This window comes from Parafrankia irregularis, from assembly GCF_001536285.1.
Lineage (GTDB): Bacteria > Actinomycetota > Actinomycetes > Frankiales > Frankiaceae > Parafrankia > Parafrankia irregularis.
Map to the genome: position 1 here is coordinate 282,660 of NZ_FAOZ01000006.1, position 21,113 is coordinate 303,772.

The following is a 21,113-nucleotide window of genomic DNA, read 5'->3' on the forward strand; positions in this document are numbered from 1 at the left end:
CTCCGCACCGTGGATCCGTTCCTCGTCGTCGTGATCAGGCGGATGGAGAGGTGCCCGCGGCGTCGCCTGCGCCCGGGGACTCGGCGCCCTCGTCCAACAGGTTGAACCAGCGGGCAGCCGTGTCGACGTCCTTGTCGCCGCGGCCGGAGCAGTTGACCAGCACGACGGCGTCGGGGCCGAGCTCACGGGCGACCTCGAAGGCGCCGGCGAAGGCGTGCGCGCTCTCGATGGCCACGAGGATGCCCTCCGTGCGGGCCACCAGCCCCAGCGCGTCCATCGCCGCGGTGTCGTCGACCACCCGGTACGTGGCGCGCCCGGTCTCGTGCAGCAACGCGTGCTCGGGGCCGATGCCCGGGTAGTCGAGCCCGGCGGAGATCGAGTGGGAGACCTGGGTCTGCCCGTCCTCGTCCTGCAGCAGGAAGGTCCGCATGCCGTGCAGGACACCGGGTGCCCCACCGGCGATGGCGGCCGCGTGGCGCCCGGTGGCGACCCCGTCACCACCGGCCTCGCAACCGATCAGCGCGACCTCTGTGTCCGGGATGAAACGGTGGAAGATGCCCATCGCGTTCGACCCGCCGCCGACACAGGCGACCACCGCGTCCGGCAGGCGGCCGAGCAGGTCGAGGGTCTGCTGACGCGCCTCCACACCGATGATGCGCTGGAAGTCACGCACCATCATCGGGAACGGATGAGGCCCCATCACCGACCCGATGCAGTAGTGGGTCGAGTCGACCGTGGCCACCCAGTCACGCATGGCCTCGTTGATGGCGTCCTTCAGGGTGCGGCTGCCGGACGCGACCGCGACGACCTCCGCGCCGAGCAGGCGCATCCGCGCCACGTTGAGAGCCTGCCGGCGGGTGTCCTCCTCGCCCATGTAGACGACGCACTCCAGGCCCAGCAGGGCGCAGGCGGTCGCGGTCGCCACACCGTGCTGACCGGCACCCGTCTCGGCGATCACCCGCGTCTTGCCCATCCGGCGGGTGAGCAGGCACTGCCCCAGCACATTGTTGACCTTGTGCGAGCCGGTGTGGGCGAGATCCTCCCGCTTGAGCAGGATGCGCGCGCCACCGATCTTCTCGGTCAGCCGATCCGCGGCGGTCAGCGGCGTCGGGCGGCCGGCATAGGTCGACAGCAGCCGGTCGAGCTCACCGGTGAAGGCCGGGTCGACCCGGGCGGCCTCGTAGGCGGCCGAAAGCTCGTCGAGCGCGGCGAACAGCGCCTCGGGCACGAAACGCCCGCCGAAACGCCCGTAGTGACCTGACACGTCCGGAACCGACTGCCAGCTCCGGGCCGCTTCGACGGACGACCATTGATCGGCCGCACCGACCGCGCCCGGGCGGGTCGGGTCAGTGGCGTCGGAGGAGCCGGCAAGCGTTCCAGCGGATCGAGCAGTCACGGCCCTGACTGTACCGGCGCCCGACCCCACCAAGGTGACCGCGGGAGAGCTGCGGCCAGACGGGGACCGTCCGGACACGGCGGGACGCCACGGGCGCCGCACCGTGATCCCGGCCCGGCATCACGCCACGCCCCGGCCCGCCCGGCATCCGCGGGCCGACGCCCCGGATCCGGGCCGGGGCGTCGGCCGCGTGCGGGATCAGTGCGCGATGCGGGTGGCCGGATGGGTTCCGGCCGTCACGAGGTCCGCGACGAACTGCCGCGGGTCGCCACCGGTGACGGCGGCCTCGCCCACCAGAACGGCGTCCGCACCCGCGCCGGCGTACTGGAGGAGGTCGTGGGGACCGCGCACGCCGGACTCGGCGACCTTCAGCACCCCGTGGGGAACCATCGGTGCCAGCCGCGCGAACGTCTCCCTGTCGACCTGGAGCGTGCGCAGGTTCCGGGCGTTGATCCCGATCAGCCGGGCTCCCGCGTCGAGCGCACGGACCATCTCCTCCTCGTCGTGCACCTCGACCAGCGCGGTCATTCCCAGCGACTCGACCCGCTCCAGCAGCCCGATGAGGCGTGGCTGGTCGAGCGCGGCAACGATCAGCAGGACCAGGTCGGCACCATGCGCCCGCGCCTCCAGCACCTGGTACGGCGACACCACGAAGTCCTTGCGCAGGACCGGGATGTCCACCGCGACCCGGACGGCATCAAGATCCGCAAGGGACCCGCCGAAGCGCCGCCGCTCGGTGAGGACGCTCACCGCCGCCGCGCCGGCCTGCTCGTAGAGCGAGGCCAGCCCGGCCGGATCGGTGATCGCCGCCAGTGCCCCCTTCGACGGTGAGCGGCGCTTGATCTCCGCAATCACCGACACCCGCGGCGCACGCAGCACCGCCAGCGCGTCCCGGGGGTCGGGTACACGTTCCACTCTTTGTTTGAGAGCTGCCAGGGACGTCTCTCGCTCGCGTTCAGCCAGATCTGCTCTGACCCCGTCGAGGATCTCGTCGAGAGCGTTCATCGCCCCGCGCTCGCGCCAGTCGCGGCCATGGGGCCGATGGTAGGACAGGCGCACGACGCCGGCCCGCCACCCCCACTCACGGCGTCGACCGGTCACGACCTGTTGTTGCTTCTCCGTTGTTGATTTGAGCCGATACGCCCCTGACGTCGACGTCGAGGCCAGATGAATTAGAGGTATCTCCCACCCGGTGACGGAATGGTTCGCGAGCGTAGTGGTGACGCCGTTGCTACTGACACCCGCCGCACCGACACGGACACGTCACGAAACCGGCGCTCGGCGTCGCGACACGCCCGCCGCCCGGCGACTTTGACGCCCCGCGACCGCCCCGTATCATCGAACACACGTTCGACGGAGCTGCTTGGGGGAGGCGTGATGACGGATCGGGTGACAGATCAGGTGGGCCTGGCGTGGAGCGCGGCGGTGGAGATCGGCAACGCACCGAACGCGGCATGGGAGTCAGATCCGGCCGGCTCCGCGGGGCAGGCGATGGGCGCGCGATGGCCCATCGCGGCCTGGGCGTCCTCGGCTGTGTGGTCCGCCCGCCCCGCCAGCGGCAGCGGTTCCGAGCCGGACGGGCAGCCCGCTTCGGGCGGGCCGGAAGGTGGTCCGGACGAGAGGACCGATCGAAATGCAGGATCATCGTCAGCCGTTCCCGGCACCGCGCCGGGCACGCCCGTCTCCGGCCCCGCGGAGCCGCTGCACGCCGGCGGCGCGGCTGCCGAGCCCACGGGCCCGGCAGCGGCCAGCCCAGCGGGCGCCCCGGGCACCGTCGCGCCCCGGCGGGCGACCGCCGTCCCGCCCCGGCCCACGCCCGCAGGGCCACCGGGGAGCGCGCCCGCAGGTCGGCCAGGGGCCGCCACGGGCTCGGGCTCACAGCGGCTTCTCGACACCGACACGGAGCACCAGCTACTTCTTGCTCAGATCCGGGAGCTCGACCGCCGCATCGCCCGAATGGACGTGCTCATCCGTCTGCTTGAGGCGGATGTTGAGCGCAACCACCTGACGCTGGCGACCCTGGGCCGCCAGCAGTCCCCGCGTACACTCCCGCCGCGGCCGCCCGAGACCCACACCGGCCGGCCCGGCACGAGCGGCTCGCCACGCCTCGCGGGCCAGGAAGGGCGGCTCCGATGATCAGGTGGGGTCCTGGCCCCGCTCGATGGCGTCCCAGGCGTCAACGGGTGCGGCTACGCGGGCCTGGTAACGGCCGGACATGGCCGGCCAGGTCCGCGCGCGGGCGACCACGGCAGCGCCCGTGACGGCCAGTACCAGGCCGCCGAACGAGGCCGACCAGGGTCCGGCGGTGCGGGAGAGCCCAGTGATCGTCGGTTCCCCCACGGGCACCACGGCCTGAACCTCGTCCGTGCCGCGGACAGCGCCCATCGGATCGATGGCGATCCCACCCGCCGTCACGAGGATGGCGATGCCCGCGAGCAGCACGAGGATTCCCACCACGGTCCGGCCCAGCCGCCGGGTCGCGATGATCGCCAGTGTCCCGGCGAGGCCGAGCAGCCCGAGGGCGGTCACCGCCGGTGCCAGCGAGCTGCCGGACCAGTTCACCGTCAGCGGCGCTGCCACCACCTTCTCCCCCACCCCTGACTGCACGCGGGCCGACACCCAGGTGGAACCAGCGCTGAACAGCACCGCTGCCGCGCCGACCAGGCACCCGACGATGGCCAGCATCCGTTCCCGGCGGGCCCGTCGGGCCTGGTCAGCGGCCGGCGCGGCGGCCTGGTCGGCCGCGGTGCGGCCATCGGAATGCCGATCGGGTGGTGTGGTGGTGGGCATGTCGGGCGTCGGGGTCATGACGGCGAGCGGAGCGACTCCGCCACCTCGATCGCGCGGAGCACCGCGGCGGCCTTCGTCCGGCTCTCCAGATCCTCCGTCTCCGGCACCGAGTCCGCGACGATGCCGGCGCCGGCCTGCACATAGGCCATGCCGGAGCGCAGCACCGCGGTGCGGATGGCGATGGCGGTGTCCAGATCACCGCCGAAGTCGAGATAGCCGACCACGCCCCCGTAGAGAGCACGCCGGGTCGGCTCCAGCTCGTCGATGATCTCCATGGCACGCACCTTCGGGGCTCCGGACAGGGTGCCCGCGGGGAAGGTGGCGGCAAGCACGTCGACGGCGCTGCGTTCGGGCGCGACCTGACCGATCACGGTGGAGACGATGTGCATGATGTGCGAGAACCGCTCGACCGCGGCGAACTCGACGACCCGCACCGAACCGGGCACACAGACCCGCCCGAGATCGTTGCGGACCAGGTCCACCAGCATGACGTGCTCGGATCGTTCCTTCGGGTCGGCCAGCAGCTGGGCGGCCAGCTCGGCGTCGTGCTCGGGAGTCTCGCCCCGCGGCCGGCTGCCGGCGATCGGGTGCAGCAGCGCTCGGCGGCCCGTGACCTTGACGTGTGCCTCGGGCGAGGACCCGACGACGTCATGATCGGCGAAGCGCAGCAGATACATGTACGGGCTGGGGTTGGACGCCCGCAGGACCCGGTACACATCCAGCGCGTCGGCGGAGGTGGGGCGTTCGAAACGCTGCGAGACGACGATCTGGAAGCACTCGCCGGCGCGGATCTCCTCGATCGACCGCTCGATCGCGGCCCGGTAGCCACCCGCCTCGGTGGCGGAGACGAAGTCCCGTACCCCGGTGACGGCCCCCGTCGTGGTCGCCACGGTCGGCTCGCTCCACTTGCCGAGATCGGCCGTCATCACCTCGATGCGGTGCACCGCGTCGTCGTACGCCGCGTCCAGCTCGCCGGTACGGCCGGTACCGGCGCCCTCCGCACCATCGCCGCTTCCGGTGACGCCGGTGAAGACGTTCGCCACCAGCTGGCACGACCCGTCGGTGTGGTCCAGGACGGCGAGGTCGGTCGTCAGCAACATCCGCAGCTCGGGAATCCCGAGATCATTGACGGAGTTCGCCGGCAGCCGCTCGATGCGCCGGACGATGTCGTAGGACAGGTAGCCGACCAGGCCGCCGAGCAGCGGCGGGGTCCCCTCCGGGCGGGGCGAGCAGAGCTGCCGCTCGACGGCCCGCAGGACCTCCAGCGGATCACCACCGCTCGGCAGGCCCGGCGGCGGCACCCCGTCCACCCAGACGGCCTGGCCATCACGTTCCGTGAGGGTGGCGGCGGCGCGTACCCCGATGAACGAGTACCGCGACCACACACCACCATGCTCGGCGGACTCCAGCAGGAACGTGCCCGGGCCGCCGGCCAGCTTGCGGTACACCCCGACCGGGGTCTCCCCGTCGGCCAGCAGGCGCCGGGACACCGCCACGACCGGCTGGTGCGCCGCGAGCTGGTGGAACTCCTCGCGGGTGGGCGTGATCACGCCGGTCGTCATCGACCTGCTCCCCTCGTCGACGCCGTCACGGAGGCGCGCTCCCCGGCCGACGCTGCCGCGGCCGACACTTCCGCCGCGGCCGGGCCGGCCTCGACGGGCAGCTCCCGACCGACGAAGCAGGTGCGCTCCCCCGTGTGGCAAGCCGCCCCTACCTGGTCCACCCGGACGAGCACGGTATCCCCGTCGCAGTCGAGAGCGACCGAGCGAACCCACTGCACGTGCCCGCTGGTGTCCCCCTTGACCCAGTACTCGGACCGGCTTCGGCTCCAGTAGGTGGCGCGGCCGGTGGTGAGGGTCCGGTGCAGCGCCTCATCGTCCATCCAGCCGAGCATGAGGACCTCGCCCGTGTCGTACTGCTGGGCTACGGCCGGGAACAGACCCGCCCCGTCCCGCTTGAGCTGGCGGGCGATGGCGGGATCGAGAGCTGAGGCTGGTGCGGTCACCCACCCTATTCTGCCTGCCGCGGCGAGGCCGGCCGCGAGCCCGCGCTGTGAGCCGGCCCCATGAGCCGGCCGCGTGACCCGACGCTGTAACCCGACGCTGTGAGCCGGGCGCGACCTGGCGCCCCTGGCGCCGGCGCACCTGCCGTCGGCGGGCCGGCACGCCGTCAGCGGGAGGAGACTCCGGCGGCCCAGGACTCGTGCAGCCGCCGGTACACCCCGGGAACCGCGACGAGGTCGGCGTGCGTGCCGCGCTGGACGACCCGGCCCGCGTCCACCACGATCACCTCGTCCGCGGCCTCGGCCGTCGAGAGCCGGTGCGCGATCGTGACGGACGTCCGGTCGCGGGTCAGGGCCAGCAGGGCCGAGGCGATCCGGACCTCGGTGGCCGGGTCCACCGCGGAGGTCGCCTCGTCGAGGACCAGCAGGTCCGGGTCGGCCAGCTGGGCCCGGGCCAGCGCGACGAGCTGGCGCTCGCCGGCCGAGAGCAGATCGCCACGTTCACCGACCCTGGTGGCGATCCCGGCCGGAAGGCCAGCGAGCCACTCCCCCAGCCCCAGCTGCTCGAACGCCACCATGATCTCCTCATCGGTGGCGTCGGGGCGCCCGTAGCGGACGTTGCCCGCCACGGTCAGGTCGAACAGGAAGCCGTCCTGCGGCACCATGACCACGCGGCGGCGCAGCGAGTCGAAACGCACCTCACCCAGCGGGACGTCGCCGATCAGGACGGTGCCGTCGGTGGGGTCCATCAGCCGGGTCAGCAGCTTCGCCATGGTCGTCTTGCCGGAGCCGGTCTCGCCGACGACCGCCACCCTCGTCCGGGCCGCCAGGTCGAGGGTCACGTCGTGGAGCACCGGCGGTCCGCCCGGGTAGGCGAAGCCGACCTGGTCGAACCGGACGCCCAGCGGGCCGTCCGGCAGCAGGCGCCCTCCGCCGTCGGCACCGGGGTCGCGGATGTCGGTCGGCGTGTCGAGCACGTCGACGACCCGCCGGAGCCCGGCGATCGCGTTGGAGCCCTCGTTCAGCACCTCGGTCAGCGACTGGATCGGCATCACGAACAGCGTCAGCAGAAACAGGAAGGCCACGAGCTGGCCGGTCGTCAGCGAGTCGTCGACGCCGAGCGCGACCCCCAGCACGACCACCGACGCCGTCGTCAGCGCGGCGACGATCTCCACCCCCGCGAACACCCCGGCCACCAGCGTCTGCGCCTGGGTCTGCGCGACCCGGTAGTCCTCCACCGTGGTCCCGATCCGTCGGGCGGTCCGCTGCTGCGACCCGTACGCGCGCACCACCTGTGCGCCCACCACGGACTCGGCGATCGCGCCGAGCATCTCGCCGACCCGCTCCCGCACCACGCCGTACCGGCGGGCCAGCCGCTTCTGGAACCGGTGGGTCGCGAGGACCAGCGGCACGAAGAACGCGTACACCACCAGCGTCAGCTGCCAGGAGTAGACGAACATCAGGACCGTCGCGATGACCATCTGCCCCAGTGAGACGATCAACATGACGCCGCCGAACTGCAGAAACTGCGACATGGTGTCGATGTCGGTGGTCACCCGCGAGGTCAGCGACCCGCGCCGCTGCTCGGACTGGCTGAGCATCGACAGGTCATGCACGTGCCGGAACGCCCGGACCCGCAGGGTCGCGAGCGCGCTCTCCGACAGGCGGTAGAGCCGGACGTTCATCCGGTAGGCAGCGACGGCGGTGACTCCGATGGCGACAGCCGCGAAACCCACCGAGATCCCGATGACCCCCAGGTCGGCTCCGCCATCCCACACACCGCGGTCCAGTGCCTGCTGGATGACCACGGGGACGACCACCTTGCCCACCGTGGCGATGATCGCCAGTCCGAGCGTGCCGAGGATCCCGGCGGTCAGCTCCGGCACCAGCCGGTGCAGCCGGCCGAGGGTCGCCCACAGCCCCTCGCCCACCGCGCCTCCACCCATCACTGCACCACCGCCCACGGCCGCACCACCGTGCACCGCGCCATCCCTCACCGCGCCATCCCTCACCGCGCCGGCGCCCACAGCAGCACCAGGACTCACGGCACCGCGACCCACGGCACTGCGACTCACGGCACTGCGACTCACGGCGCGACCTCCGGAACGGCCGGAACCGCGGCGGCCGGCGACCGCCCGTCCGCCGCCTCGTCGTAGGCGGTAAGCAGCTCGGCATAACCAGGCGAGCGATTCAGCAGCTCCCGGTGCGTGCCCTGCGCGACCACCCGGCCGCCGGCCAGGAAGACAACCTCGTCCGCGAGCTCGACCGTCGAGCGGCGGTAGGCGACGATCACCACCGTGGCGGCGCCGGCCCGGGCCCGCAGATCGGCGAGGATGGACGCCTCGATCCGCGGGTCGACGCTGGAGGTCGCGTCGTCCAGGATGAGCAGCCGCGGGTGGCGGACCAGCGCGCGGGCCAGGCCGATGCGTTGGCGCTGGCCGCCGGACAACGTGGTTCCTCGCTCGCCGACGCGGGTGTCCAGGCCCGCGGGCAGCGCGCGCACGAAACGGTCCGCCTGGGCGCGGCGCAGGGCCTCCCAGATCTCGTCGTCGCCCACGTCGAGGCCCAGCGCCACGTTGGCCCGCACGGTGTCGTCGAACAGGAACGTCTGCTGAGGGACGAGCGCGACCGCGCCGGTGACCTCGCCGGCCGCGAGCTCGGGCAGGTCCACCCCGTCGAGACGGATCGTGCCACCGCTCGGGTCGATGAGGCGGGCGAGCAGGTTCACCAGGGTCGACTTGCCCGAGCCGGTGCGGCCGGTGAGCGCCACCACCCGGCCGGGCGGCACGTCGAACGTGACGCCGGACAGCGCCGCCCGCCCGACGCCCACCGCGTCCAGAGCGTCCACGGCGTCGGCGGCGACGTCCACGCTGTCGGCAGGATCCACGGTGCCGGCGGGGTCGGCGACGTCCTCGGCGGTGGGCCGGCCCGCCGCCGGCGCGGGATACCGGTAGCCGACTCCGCTCACCTGCAGCGCGGCCGGACCGGACCCGGCGAGCTGGGCGGTGCCGTGGGTGAGCCCGCCACTCGCCGCGAGCACCGCCGCCACCCGCTCATGACCGACCACCGACCGCGGGAGCTCGCCGAAGACCCATCCGATCGCCCTGATCGGAAACGCCAGCAGGGTGAACAGGTACGCCACCCGCACCAGCTCGCCGACGGTGAGCGAGCCGGCGTCGATACGGACCGCGCCGACCACGATCACGGTGAGCACGCCCAGGTTGGGCAGCGCCTCCATGACCGGGTCGAACATCCCGCGGATCCGGCCGGCGCGGACCATCGCGTCGCGCAGCTCCTGCGCCTTCACCTCGAAGCGGGACGTCTCATCGGCCTCCCGGCCGAGCGTCTTGACGACCAGCGCCCCGTCGAACGACTCGTGCGCGACGCCGCTGACCTCACCGCGCAGCTGCTGAACCCGCCCGTACAGCGGTGACACCAGGCGCCCGTAGATGATGTTGACGGCGCCGAAGGCGGGGAACACCACACACCCCACCAGTGCGAGCAGCGGGTCCGTCGCGACCAGCAGCCCCAGTGCGGCGGCCAGCATGACCAGCACGCCCGCGGCGAACGGCAGCGGCGCGATCGGTGCCCAGGTCGCCTCGACGTCGGCGTTCGCGTTCGACAACAGCGAGCCGGTCGAGTGCCGCTGATGCCATGCCAACGGCAGCTGAAGGTACTGGCGGGTGACCCGGCGCCGGTAGGTGGCCTGCAGCCGGTACTGCATCATCCCGGAGACCAGTCGGCGCAGGAACAGGCCGCACGCGCGCGCGAACCCGATGCCGACCATGATCGCACCGGCGCCGAGCAGCGTGCTCCCGTCGGCGTGCCCGTCCCGGATGCTCGGGACCACCACCCGCTCGGTGATCTCGCCGAGCGCCAGCGAGCTCGCCACCGTCGCCAACGCGTACAGCGAGCTGCCGACGAAGGCCGCGGCGAAGATCCGCGGCTCCTCGCGTACCGCGTTCGCGAGGATGCCCAGCCCGCGCCCGATCACCCCGGGTGCGTGACCGCCCGCGCCCGCCACCGCCGGACGGGCCGCCCTGGCCCGGGGCGCAGGAACGTCAACGGTGGCGGCTGTGGCGCCGGTGGCACCCGCGGCGGCGTCCGCCTCCGCGGCCACGGCCTCGGCCTCGGCGGCTGTTACGGCCTCGGCGCCATCCGTGGCACCCGCGGCGACATCCGCCACGCACGCCCGCGCCCGTCTGCGGGGAGCGAGGCTGGCTGCGACGCTGGACGCGAGGTCACCGGGCACCGCACTCCTCCGTTTCGCGGTCGCTGTCAGACCGCCGATCACCAGCATCGACTGCTCGTCACCAACGCGGCTGTCCTGGCCAAAAGTCCCGGTCAGCAGGTCAGCGGGTCCGAGCACCCGGTGGGTGGGTCGTTGTTTCACGGCGGCCGTGGCCGGTGGACGCCCCCGCGGTTCTCCGGCGCGCCGCCATCCTGGCCTGCCGCGGGGGTGTTTCACACCGTCATGGGTGAGCTGACCTCAGCTGGACAGCCGAAGTTCCGTCAACGTTCGCGCGGTGCTCCCCCACAGCGCCGCGCTCGCCCGGCGGCGCGTCAGCGCACCGGGATGTCCGCGTCGCGCAGCTCCTTCTTCACCTCGGAGATCCGCATCCGCCCGAAGTGGAAGACGCTGGCCGCGAGCACCGCGTCGGCTCCGGCCGCGACGGCGGGGGCGAAGTGGTCGAGCCGACCGGCCCCGCCGCTGGCGATCACGGGGACGTCCACCGCCGCCCGCACCGCACTGATCATCTTCAGGTCGTAGCCGTCCTGCGTGCCGTCGGCGTCCATCGAGTTCAGCAGGATCTCGCCGGCGCCCAGCTCGACGGCGCGCGCCGCCCATTCGACCGCGTCGATGCCGGTACCGCGACGCCCGCCGTGCGTCGTCACCTCGAACAGCGGGCCACCCGGCTCACGGGAGCGGCGCGCGTCGACGGAGAGCACGATGCACTGGCTGCCGAACCGCAGCGCGCACTCGCGGACCAGCTCCGGGCGCGCCACCGCGGCCGTGTTGATGCCGACCTTGTCGGCGCCGGCCCGCAGCAGCCGGTCGACGTCGTCGACCGCACGCACTCCCCCGCCGACGGTGAGCGGGATGAAGACCTGCTCGGCGGTGCGCCGGACGATGTCGTACGTGGTCTCCCGGTTGCCGCTGGACGCGGTGATGTCCAGGAAGGTGAGCTCGTCGGCGCCCTCGGCGTCGTAGAGCCGGGCCATCTCGACCGGGTCACCGGCGTCGCGCAGGTCGGTGAAGTTCACACCTTTAACAACCCTGCCGCCGTCGACGTCGAGGCAGGGGATCACCCGGACCGCGACCGTCACGGCGAGCCCGGTGCCGTCCCCGCCGCCGCACCCGCGCCCGCCGCGACGGACAGGGCCTCGGGCAGGGTGAACGCGCCGGCGTAGAGCGCCTTGCCGATGATGGCGCCCTCGACACCGGGCACCGCGGCGATGGCACGCAGATCGTCCAGGGAGGAGACCCCGCCGCTGGCGACCACCGGCCGCTTCGTCGCGGCCGTCACGGCCCGCAGCAGCTCGACGTTCGGACCGGTCAGCGTTCCGTCCCGGCGGACGTCGGTGAGGACGTAACGGGCGCACCCGTCGGCGTCGAGGCGGGCGAGAACCTCGTAGAGCTCGCCGCCGTCACGCGTCCAGCCGCGGGCGGCGAGGGTGGTTCCGCGGACGTCCAGGCCGACCGCGATCCGGTCGCCGACGCGGTCGATCGCCGCGCGGACCCAGTCCGGGTTCTCCAGCGCGGCGGTGCCGATGTTGACCCGGGTCGCCCCGGTCGCCAGCGCGGCGTCGAGGGACTCGTCGTCGCGGATGCCGCCGGAGAGCTCGACGGCGACGTCGACGGAGCGCACGACCTCGGCGATCAGCTCCCGGTTGGAGCCACGACCGAAGGCCGCGTCGAGATCGACCAGATGGATCCACTCGGCGCCGTCACGCTGCCAGGTCAGCGCCGCCTCACGGGGGTCGCCATAGGAGGTCTCGGATCCGGCCTCGCCCTGGACCAGACGGACGGCCAGGCCGTCAGCCACGTCCACCGCGGGTAGCAGCGTCAACGTCACGCGCCCACCCTACGGGTCGCGGCCCCACCTGGCGCAGACCACACGGGCTCACGCAAAACGTCTCCGCACCCGCGGCCGGCATTCTAGGTTTGCAACGATGATTCCCGACCGGGTGAATCCCCCACCGGCACAGGCGAATCTGGCGACGCTGCCGGCGTCCGCGGAGCCGGCGACAGCGGCGGCGGCAGCGGCGGCACCCGCCGAATCGCCCCTCCCGACGCGGCTGGTCGGCAGCCTGGCCAGTCCCGGCAGTTCCGGCAGGCTCGGCAGCGCGTGGGAGTCGGCGCGGATGTGGGGCGCGATCTCGTCCGCCTCCGCACGCCGGCTGGTCAGCTACCGGGCGGCGATCCTGGCGTCGATCGTGTCGAACATCGTGCTCACCGTGCTGCGCGGGCACCTGGCGCTGGCCGTGTGGACGCACCGCCCGGGCCTCGCCGGCTACGACAGCACCGCGGCGGTCACCTTCACCGTGCTCGGGCAGTCCCTGGTGACGACCTTCGCCGTCTTCGGCGGAATGATCGACATCCCCTGGCGGGTCCGGAACGGCAGCATCGAGGTCGACCTGGTCCGGCCGCTGGGCTTCCAACGCTGGTACCTCGGGCTCGAGGTGGGGCGGGCGGCCGTGTACCTGGCCAGCCGCGCCCTGCCGGCGGCGATCGTCGGGGTGCTCCTGTTCGACCTGCGGCTGCCGCGCACAGCCGGTGCGGCGGCCGCCTTCGCCGTGAGCCTGGGGCTGGCGCTGCTGGTGAGCTTCGGCCTGCGCTATCTGGTCGCGCTCAGCGCGTTCTGGATGACCGACTTCCGCGGCGTGCAGGCGGTCTCGGCGCTGGTGATGATGTTCTTCTCCGGGGCGGTCCTGCCGCTCGTCCTGTTCCCGGGCGCGCTCGGCACCATCGCCGGCCTGCTGCCCTTCGGCGCCGTCATCCAGACCCCGATGGACCTCTACCTGGGCACCGCGGACGACGGCCCGGTCCGCGCACTGGCCTTCCAGGCCGCCTGGGCCCTCGTGCTGCTGCTGGCCGGGCAGGCGCTGACATCCCGGGCGATCCGGCGTCTGGTGGTGCAGAACGGTTGACGAGCGGCGCGGAACCGATGGCCAACGATGCGGGACGGATGTCCGGTGGCGCTCGCAGCGCCGCCGGCGGCGGGCGGCTCGGTCTGGTGCGCGACGAGGCCGCGCTCTACCTGCTCCTCGTCCGCGCGGCGTTCCGGTCGGCGGCGCAGTACCGCGTCTCGCTGGTGATGTACACGCTCGTGGAGATGGCGGGCGCCGCGCTGGACCTGGCCACGATCGGCATCATCTTCGCCCACCTCCCCGACCTCGACGGGTTCGCGCTGTCCGAGGTCGCGTTCCTCTACGGGTCCTCCGCCCTGCCCTTCGCCCTCGCCGAGGCCCTGGTGGGCCCGCTTGACCAGCTCGGCTGGCAGATCAAGGACGGAAGGATGGACGCGACGCTCACCAGGCCGGTCAGCGTGCTCGTGCAGAGCGCGACGATGGACTTCTCGGCCCAGCGGCTGGGGCGTCTCGCGCAGCCCGCCGCCGTGTTCGCGGTGAGCCTCGCCGCGCTCCCGGTGGACTGGAGCCCCGGACGGGTCGCGATCCTTCCGATGATGGTCCTCTGCGGAACGGTGATCAGTATCAGCCTCGCGGTGGGGGTGGCCGCCGTCCTGTTCGTCGCCCCGGATGCCAGCGTCGCGATCGCGGCGGTCCGCCAGGGCTCGGCGCTGGCGACCCAGTACCCGCTGACGATCTACGGCCGCCGGATGGCGATGCTGCTGACGTTCGTCTTCCCGGTCGCCTTCGTGAACTGGCAGCCCGCGCTGTTCGTACTCGGCCGGCCCGACCCGTTCGGCCTGCCGGGCTTCACCGGCTTCCTCTCGCCGCTGGTCGCGCTGGCCAGCTGCCTGGCCGCCGGGATCGCGTGGAGCGCCGGGATCCGTCACTACCGCGGGGAGGGTGGTTGATCCTGTCATCCGATGCTTCCGTGATCGACGTCAGCGAGGTCACCCGTACGTTCGTGCTGCGGCGGAGGACGGGGTGGATGCGGCGGGAACGCAGCGACGTCCACGCGGTCCGCGACCTGTCGTTCAGCGTGCGGGCCGGGGAGATGGTCGGGTACCTCGGGCCGAACGGCGCCGGCAAGAGCACCACCATCAAGATGCTGGTCGGGATCCTCACCCCGTCCGCGGGGCGGATGCGGGTCGCCGGGCTGGACCCGTCCCGGCAGCGGCTGCGCCTCGCGCGGCGCATCGGTGTCGTGTTCGGGCAGCGGTCGGCGCTGTGGTCGGATCTACCACTCCGCGACAGCTTCGACCTCATCCAACGGATCTATCGAATCCCTCCGGCGCGATACCGCCGGAACCTCGACGAGTTCATCGAGCTTCTCGATCTCGCCTCCTTCATCGACACACCGGTCCGCCAGCTCTCCCTCGGGCAGCGGATGCGCGGCAGCGTCACCGCCGCCTTCCTGCCCGAGCCCGAGATCGTCTACCTGGACGAGCCGACCATCGGCCTCGACGTCGTCTCGAAGGCCGCCGTACGTTCCTTCCTCGCCCGCACCAACCGGGAGTCGGGGACGACGATCCTGCTCACGACACACGACATGACCGACGTGGAGCAGCTGTGCCGACGGGTGATGGTCATCGACCACGGCCGGCTCGGCTTCGACGGCACCCTGGACGAGCTGCGCACCCGGATCGGCGGCGTCCGGACGCTGCGGGTCGACCTCGCCGAGCCGCATCCGCCCATGACGATCGAGGGCGCCCAGGTCGTGCGGGTGGACGGCGCCCGGCAGTGGCTGGAGTTCAGCTCCCAGGACAGCGCGGCTCCGCTGGTCAGCGCGGTCGCGGCCCGCTACCCGCTGGTGGACCTCGCCGTCGGCGAACCGGCGATCGAGGACGTCGTCGCACGCCTTTACACCACCGACCGCCTCCCGGCCGTGCCGCCCAGCCGGACGGACCCGGACCCGGCGCATCCGCCGAGCCCGGTGCGCTGACCGGTCAGCTCGCCGTGCGTCAGTTCAGCGTGCGTCAGTTCAGCGTGCGCAGCCAGTTCTCCAGCACATGCGCGCCGGCGTCACCGGACTTCTCCGGGTGGAACTGGGTCGCCATCAGCGGGCCACGCTCGACCGCGGCCGCGAACGGCTCGCCGTGCTCGGCCACGGTGTCCCCCGCCTGGGGCCGAGCGGCGTAGGAGTGCACGAAGTAGAAACGCGTGCCCGCGTCCACACCGGCGAACAGGACGGACTCCGCCGGCGGGGCGACCAGGTTCCAGCCCATGTGCGGCAGGACCGGAGCGGACAGCCGGTCCACGCTGCCCGCGAGCACGCCGAGGCCCGCCGTACGCACCCCGTGCTCGTCCCCGACCTCGTAGAGGATCTGCATGCCGACGCAGATCCCCAGCACCGGCCGGCCGGACGCGAGCCGCTCGTGCACGACGGCGCCGCCGCCGATCGCCTCGATGCCCGCCATGCAGGCCGCGTACGCGCCGACCCCGGGCACCACGAGCCCGTCGGCGGCGCGCGCCGCGTCGAGATCCGCGGTGACGGTCACCTCCGCGCCGACCCGGGCGACCGCCCGCTCGGCCGAGCGCAGGTTGCCCGAGCCGTAGTCGAGGACGACGACCTTCGGACGGGCGCTGGTCAAAGCACACCCTTCGTCGAGGGAACCCCGGCGACCCGCGCGTCCAGGGCGACGGCGTCGCGCATCGCGCGGGCGACGGACTTGAACTGGGCCTCGACGACGTGGTGCGCGTTGCGCCCCGACAGCACCCGCACGTGCAGCGCGATCCGCGCCGACGCGGTGATCGACTCGAAGACGTGCCGGGTGAGCGTCGTGTCGTAGGTGCCGATCAGCCCGACCAGCTCCGGCTCGACATGCACGCAGTAGGGCCGCCCGGAAAGATCGACGGCCGACTGCACCAGCGCCTCGTCGAGCGGGACCGTCGCGTCCCCGAACCGCCGGATGCCGGCCTTGTCACCGAGCGCCTCGCGCAGCGCCGCACCGAAGGCGATCGAGGTGTCCTCGACGGTGTGGTGGGCGTCGATGTGCAGGTCGCCCTCGGTCCGCACGGTGAGGTCGAAGCCGCCGTGCTTGCCGAGCTGCTCCATCATGTGATCGAAGAACGGGACGCCGGTCTCGGACGAGGCCAGGCCCGTCCCGTCGAGATCGAGCTCGATCAGGACGTGCGACTCCTTGGTCTTGCGCTCGATCCGAGCGGTTCGCGCCATACGTGTGTGATCCCTCGTGGGTCTTGAACGTCTACTACGTGTTCGACGGCGTCGGTGCTGTTCGAGCTATCCGACCACGCTGGTGCCGGCCGGCGCTGCGGGCCCGGTCCGCAGCAGCGACGGGTTACCCGTGAGCACCGCGCGCAGGGCGGCGAGGAAGGCGTCCGTCTCGGCGGGCAGGCCCGCCGTCACCCGCAGCCAGCCGCCGAGGCCGACGTCCCGCACGAGCACCCCGGCGTCGAGCAGGCCCTGCCACACCGCCCGCTGGTCGGTGAAATGCCCGAACAGCACGAAGTTCGCGTCGCTCGGCGCCACCTCGCACCCGAGCTGCGGCAGCTCCCGCGCGAGCAGGTCGCGCTGGGCCTTCACCGCCTCGACCGTGCCGAGCAGCTCGTCGGCGTGCGCCAGCGCGGTACGCGCGATCGCCTGGGTGAACGACGACAGGTGGTAGGGCAGCCGGACCAGCGCGAGGGCGTCGACGACCGCCGGATGCGCCGCGAGGTACCCGACCCGGGCTCCGGCCAGCGCGAACGCCTTGCTCATCGTCCGCGTGACGACCAGGCGGGGGTGATCCGGCAGCAGGGTGAGGGCGCTGGGCACGCCGGCCCGGCGGAACTCCGCGTAGGCCTCGTCCACCACGACCACCCCGGAGCCCACCTCCTCCATCGCGTCGCAGGCGGCGGAGATGACATCCAGGCCCAGGGCGGTGGCGGTCGGGTTGTTCGGCGAGGCGAGGAACAGCAACGCCGGCCGGTGCCGGTGGATCGCGCCGGCGACCCGCTCGGCGTCGAGGGTGAAGTCCTCCGCCCGCTGCTCCCCGACCCAGCCGGTGGCGGTGGCCAGCGCGATCAGCCGGTGCATCGAGTACGACGGCTCGAAGCCGACCGCCGTCCGACCGGGCCCGCCGAACACCTGGCAGAGCTGCTGGAGGATCTCGTTGGACCCGTTCGCCGCCCACACCTGGGCGGTGTGCACACCGAAACCGGCGTCCGAGGTCAGGTAGTAGGCGAGATCGGCGCGCAGGGCCTCGGCGTCGCGGTCCGGGTAGCGGTTCGCCTCCGTCGCGGCGAGGGTCGCGGCCTTCCCCAGCGCGTCGACCAGGCCGGCCGACGGCGGATGCGGGTTCTCGTTCGTGTTCAGCCGGACCGGGACGTCGATCTGCGGCGCGCCGTAGGGCGACAGGCCGCGCAGGTCGTCGCGCAGCGGCAGGTCGTCCAGCGTGACCACGCGCCGCGCCGGACGTCCGCCCGACGTCGCCGCACCCGACCGGGATCCGCGGTCGAGACCGGGGCCCACGCCCGGACCGGCCCCCAGGCCCGCGGCCGGCGCGGAGATCGGCTCCACCCGCATCCCGTCGAAGGCGGGGGCGTCGGCCTCGAGGGGGCCGACGGCGTCGCTCGTCGCATCCACCGAATCTTCGGTCATCGTGCCCGCACCTCCACCGCGTCGACGTGCCCGGTCAGATCCTCGGCGGTGCCGAGCGCGGCGATCCGCGGTGCGATGTCGGCCAGCGCGTCGGCGTCGCAGGAGACGACGTGCACCTGCCGCTGGAAGGCGGACACCGCGAGACCACCGGAATGCCGTGCCGTCCCGCCCGTGGGCAGGACGTGGTTGGAACCAGCCAGATAGTCACCCAGCGGAACCGGGGCGTACGGCCCGACGAAGATCGCCCCGGCGTTGCGCACCCGGGCGGCGACCGCCGCCGCGTCCACCGTCTGGATCTCCAGGTGCTCCGCCGCCCAGGCGTCGGCGACGGCCAGCCCGGCGTCGAGGTCGGCGACCAGCGCCACCGCACCCTGCCCGGCCAGCGCCTCCGCCACCCGCTCGCGGTGCCGGGTGCGGGGAACCTGCTTGTCCAGCTCGACATCGACGGCGTCGGCGAGCTCGACCGAGGTCGTGACCAGCAGACAGGCCGCCATCGGGTCGTGCTCGGCCTGGGCGATCAGATCGGCGGCGACGAAATCCGGCCGGGCCGAGTCGTCGGCGAGAATCGCGACCTCCGTCGGGCCCGCCTCCGCGTCGACGCCGACCACGCCTCGCAGCAGCCGCTTCGCCGCCGTGACGTACACGTTGCCGGGACCGGTGACCACGTCGACCGCCGGGCAGCTCTGGGTGCCGTGCGCGAACATGGCGACCGCCTGTGCCCCACCGGCCGCGTAGACCTCGTCGACGCCGAGCAGCGCACACGCCGCCAGCACCACCGGATGCGGCCGGCCGTCGTTGTCCACCTGGGGCGGCGAGGCCACCGCCAGCGAACCGACACCGGCCTCCTGCGCGGGCACCACGTTCATCACGACGCTGCTCGGGTAGGCGACCCGGCCACCCGGCACGTAGAGGCCGACCCGTTCCACCGGGATCCACCGCTCGGTGACCGTCGTGCCGGGGGCGACCTCGACGACGACCGGCTCGCGCAGCTGAGCCCGATGCACCAGCCGTGCCCGCCGGATCGCCTCGGTCAGCGCGTCACGCACCGCCGGCTCGAGCGCCGCCAGCGCGGCCTCGAGATCCTCGGCCGGCACCCGCAGGCTCGCCGGCCGAACCCGGTCGAACCGCTCGGCGGCATCGAGGACAGCCGCGTCACCGCGGGCCCGCACATCATCACAGACCGGGCGCACCGCCTCGATCGCCACGTCGACGTCGACGGCCGCCCGCGGGATGAGGCGGCGGACCTCCGAGGCGCTGGGTCTCACGGAACGCAGATCGAGCCTTCTGAGCACGCCCCCGAGAGTATCGGCCCCACCCCCGGTCGGAGCAGTGGAATTCTTCGGGAATACCCACCGTGACACATGAAGACCCTGATCAGGCATCTTTTCCGGAGAAGTGACAGACCGACAGCGTGGTGTATCCACCATGTGCCCGTCGCGTGGTTGCCGCCCACCGCCGCCCACCGCCGCCCACCGCTGCCTACCGCTGCGTGCCGCTGCCTGCCGCGGCCGGCAACCGCGCGGGCGGCCGGACGCCGAGCCACTTCGATAGCCTCGACGCGTGACCTCCCGTTCGGACATCCCGCCCGCCGACGGGCACTCCTTCCACGGCAAGTCCGGTTTCCTGCCCCCGCAGCTGTATCGGTACCTCGTCACCCACGGGTCACCGACCGACGACATCCTCGCGGACCTCACGGCCGAGACCGCGGCCCTGGGCGGCGCCGCCGGGATGCAGATCCCCGCCGATCAGGGCGCCCTGCTGACGATCCTGACCGCGGCGATCGCGCCGTCCCGCGCCATCGAGATCGGGACCTTCACCGGCTACTCCTCACTGTGCGTGGCCCGCGCCCTGCCGCCCGGCGGCCGGCTGCTGTGCCTGGACGTCAGCGACGAGTGGACGTCCATCGCCCGGCGCTACTGGGAGCGGGCCGGGGTGAGCGACCGGGTGGAGCTCCGCCTCGGCCCGGCAGCCGAGTCGCTGGCGCAGCTGCCCGCGCGGCCCACCTTCGATCTCGCCTTCATCGACGCCGACAAGGAGGCGTACCAGGCCTACCTCGAGCTGCTGCTGCCCCGGCTGAACCCGAACGGCCTGATCATCGTGGACAACGTCCTGCAGTCCGGGCAGGTGCTCGCCGAGGACGGAGCCGAGACCGAGGCCAGCCCGAACGTCGTCGCCATGCGGGCCTTCAACGAGGCTCTCGCCCGTGACCGGCGGGTCCAGGTCGTCATGCTGCCCGTCGCCGACGGGCTGACCCTCGCCCGCAAGCTGCCGTAGGCCCACCGACCGACTCCCACCGGGCGGGCTGGCCGGGAGCGGTCACAGGTACCGTTCCGGGCGGCCGATCCGCACCTGCACACCGGGCGAGTAGTGCATCAGCGGCTCGACCACCGGCGGGGTGAACCCGGCCGCGCGCAGCAGCCCGTCGTCGAGCTCCACGGGATCCGCCCGATGGAGCGGCCAGGGCTCGTGGCAGGCCGGCACCGTCCGATGGCTCGACCCGGTCGAGCTGTAGAGGCGCCAGCGGGCGGTGAGAAAGTGATCCAACGGGCTGAGCTCGCCGGCCTGATACGCGGCGCCGATCCGGACCCGCACCCGGCTGGACGCCCCCCGCGGCCCCGGCCAGCGACGCCGCGTCCGGTAGAGGATCTCGTCCCGACCGATCTCGTCGCGGCCGATCTCGTCCCGGTCGATCCCGTCCCGGCCGAGCGTGCGACGCGGGCCCGACCAGCCTTCCCCGGTGCGGACGACCCGCATGGCGGACCACAGGTAGGGAAGCCGGAAACCCCCGCGCGCCATCAGGACCGCAGGGAGCCTGGCGGCGTCCAGGGAGAAGAACCAGACCCCGCGACGACCCCGCCGATCGACCACATAGGTGCGGACGTTCGTCTCCGGGAACGTGGACATCCACGGCAACGACCACCCGCGGCCGGTCGCCACCCGCATGGCGAACGGCACCAGGCTGACCCAGGCCCGGCCGTCGAAGGTGTCCACGGTCAGCTCCGGCGGCAGCCGGCGGCGCACCACCTCGGGCTCGAACGGCCAGTGCAGGAAGGTCAGCTGCTCCCAGCGCTGGATCGAAGCCGGGCGCTCGACGGCGAACGGGCACACCGGCCCCACCGTGGGACGAGCGGCGGGGCGAGCCACGGCGTCACCGCCGCCGGCCAGGCCCGACTGGTCCAGGTACATGCGACCAT

General features: G+C 72.9%; 19 protein-coding genes. 5 read left to right on the forward strand and 14 right to left on the reverse strand.

Translation table 11 applies throughout. The annotated features are described in order from the left end of the window. Positions 1-34: 34 nt before the first annotated feature. A complete protein-coding gene (trpB, locus tag AWX74_RS12360) occupies positions 35-1,396 on the reverse strand; it encodes a tryptophan synthase subunit beta (RefSeq protein WP_311983759.1) in 1,362 nt (453 codons plus the stop codon). A 198-nt stretch (positions 1,397-1,594) separates the two neighbouring features. Next, on the reverse strand, positions 1,595-2,401 hold the full coding sequence (gene trpC, locus AWX74_RS12365) for an indole-3-glycerol phosphate synthase TrpC (RefSeq protein WP_006544439.1): 807 nt from the start codon (positions 2,399-2,401) through the stop codon (positions 1,595-1,597). A gap of 372 nt (positions 2,402-2,773) precedes the next feature. On the opposite strand from trpC, the gene AWX74_RS12370 reads away from it, so the two are divergent. After that, a complete protein-coding gene (locus AWX74_RS12370; RefSeq protein WP_091275309.1) occupies positions 2,774-3,532 on the forward strand; it encodes a hypothetical protein in 759 nt (252 codons plus the stop codon). Here the strand turns inward: AWX74_RS12370 and AWX74_RS12375 are convergent, their stop codons facing one another. From AWX74_RS12375 to priA, 7 genes are all read right to left on the reverse strand, one after another. Then, a complete protein-coding gene (locus tag AWX74_RS12375; protein ID WP_091275311.1) occupies positions 3,533-4,204 on the reverse strand; it encodes a Trp biosynthesis-associated membrane protein in 672 nt (223 codons plus the stop codon). Further along, entirely contained in the window at positions 4,201-5,748 is a 1,548-nt protein-coding gene (locus tag AWX74_RS12380; RefSeq protein WP_091275314.1) for an anthranilate synthase component I, read from the reverse strand. Before AWX74_RS12380 ends, AWX74_RS12375 begins: the two co-directional genes overlap by 4 nt. Then, positions 5,745-6,191, reverse strand: a complete 447-nt coding sequence (gene hisI / locus AWX74_RS12385) for a phosphoribosyl-AMP cyclohydrolase (RefSeq protein ID WP_091275318.1) — start codon at positions 6,189-6,191, stop codon at positions 5,745-5,747. The genes AWX74_RS12380 and hisI overlap by 4 nt, the downstream gene beginning before the upstream one ends. Positions 6,192-6,355: 164 nt before the next feature. Then, positions 6,356-8,134 (reverse strand): ABC transporter ATP-binding protein, encoded by a 1,779-nt coding sequence (locus AWX74_RS12390; RefSeq protein WP_091275776.1) that lies wholly within the window; start codon positions 8,132-8,134, stop codon positions 6,356-6,358. 140 nt (positions 8,135-8,274) lie between these two features. After that, positions 8,275-10,440: an ABC transporter ATP-binding protein gene (locus AWX74_RS12395; protein WP_091275779.1), complete on the reverse strand. Its 2,166-nt coding sequence runs from the start codon at positions 10,438-10,440 to the stop codon at positions 8,275-8,277. A 311-nt stretch (positions 10,441-10,751) separates the two neighbouring features. After that, positions 10,752-11,516, reverse strand: a complete 765-nt coding sequence (hisF, locus tag AWX74_RS12400) for an imidazole glycerol phosphate synthase subunit HisF (protein WP_006544432.1) — start codon at positions 11,514-11,516, stop codon at positions 10,752-10,754. Next, positions 11,513-12,265, reverse strand: a complete 753-nt coding sequence (gene priA / locus AWX74_RS12405; RefSeq protein ID WP_091275321.1) for a bifunctional 1-(5-phosphoribosyl)-5-((5-phosphoribosylamino)methylideneamino)imidazole-4-carboxamide isomerase/phosphoribosylanthranilate isomerase PriA — start codon at positions 12,263-12,265, stop codon at positions 11,513-11,515. The genes hisF and priA overlap by 4 nt, the downstream gene beginning before the upstream one ends. 97 nt (positions 12,266-12,362) lie before the next feature. On the opposite strand from priA, the gene AWX74_RS12410 reads away from it, so the two are divergent. The 3 genes from AWX74_RS12410 to AWX74_RS12420 are packed head-to-tail and all read left to right on the forward strand — an operon-like array spanning position 12,363 to position 15,261. After that, positions 12,363-13,340, forward strand: coding sequence for an ABC transporter permease (locus tag AWX74_RS12410; RefSeq protein ID WP_091275325.1), 978 nt, complete (start codon positions 12,363-12,365; stop codon positions 13,338-13,340). 38 nt (positions 13,341-13,378) lie between these two features. Further along, a complete protein-coding gene (locus tag AWX74_RS12415; protein ID WP_091275328.1) occupies positions 13,379-14,230 on the forward strand; it encodes an ABC transporter permease in 852 nt (283 codons plus the stop codon). Next, the gene (locus AWX74_RS12420; protein ID WP_091275332.1) at positions 14,227-15,261 is read left to right on the forward strand and encodes an ABC transporter ATP-binding protein; all 1,035 of its coding nucleotides are present in this window, start codon (positions 14,227-14,229) and stop codon (positions 15,259-15,261) included. Before AWX74_RS12415 ends, AWX74_RS12420 begins: the two co-directional genes overlap by 4 nt. 34 nt (positions 15,262-15,295) lie before the next feature. Here AWX74_RS12420 and hisH read toward each other — a convergent pair whose 3' ends face one another. The 4 genes from hisH to hisD form a co-directional block, all read right to left on the reverse strand. Next, entirely contained in the window at positions 15,296-15,910 is a 615-nt protein-coding gene (gene hisH, locus AWX74_RS12425) for an imidazole glycerol phosphate synthase subunit HisH (protein ID WP_091275335.1), read from the reverse strand. Next, positions 15,907-16,494 (reverse strand): imidazoleglycerol-phosphate dehydratase HisB, encoded by a 588-nt coding sequence (hisB, locus tag AWX74_RS12430; protein ID WP_054564230.1) that lies wholly within the window; start codon positions 16,492-16,494, stop codon positions 15,907-15,909. The genes hisH and hisB overlap by 4 nt, the downstream gene beginning before the upstream one ends. A gap of 66 nt (positions 16,495-16,560) precedes the next feature. Continuing rightward, on the reverse strand, positions 16,561-17,919 hold the full coding sequence (locus AWX74_RS12435) for a histidinol-phosphate transaminase (protein WP_091275338.1): 1,359 nt from the start codon (positions 17,917-17,919) through the stop codon (positions 16,561-16,563). Continuing rightward, complete coding sequence (gene hisD, locus AWX74_RS12440) at positions 17,916-19,211, reverse strand: histidinol dehydrogenase (RefSeq protein ID WP_091275341.1); 1,296 nt, start codon at positions 19,209-19,211, stop codon at positions 17,916-17,918. Before hisD ends, AWX74_RS12435 begins: the two co-directional genes overlap by 4 nt. Before the next feature lie 268 nt (positions 19,212-19,479). On the opposite strand from hisD, the gene AWX74_RS12445 reads away from it, so the two are divergent. After that, a complete protein-coding gene (locus AWX74_RS12445) occupies positions 19,480-20,193 on the forward strand; it encodes an O-methyltransferase (protein ID WP_091275344.1) in 714 nt (237 codons plus the stop codon). Positions 20,194-20,235: 42 nt separating this feature from the next. Here the strand turns inward: AWX74_RS12445 and AWX74_RS12450 are convergent, their stop codons facing one another. Further along, a complete protein-coding gene (locus AWX74_RS12450) occupies positions 20,236-21,105 on the reverse strand; it encodes a YqjF family protein (RefSeq protein ID WP_091275346.1) in 870 nt (289 codons plus the stop codon). Positions 21,106-21,113: the final 8 nt, after the last annotated feature.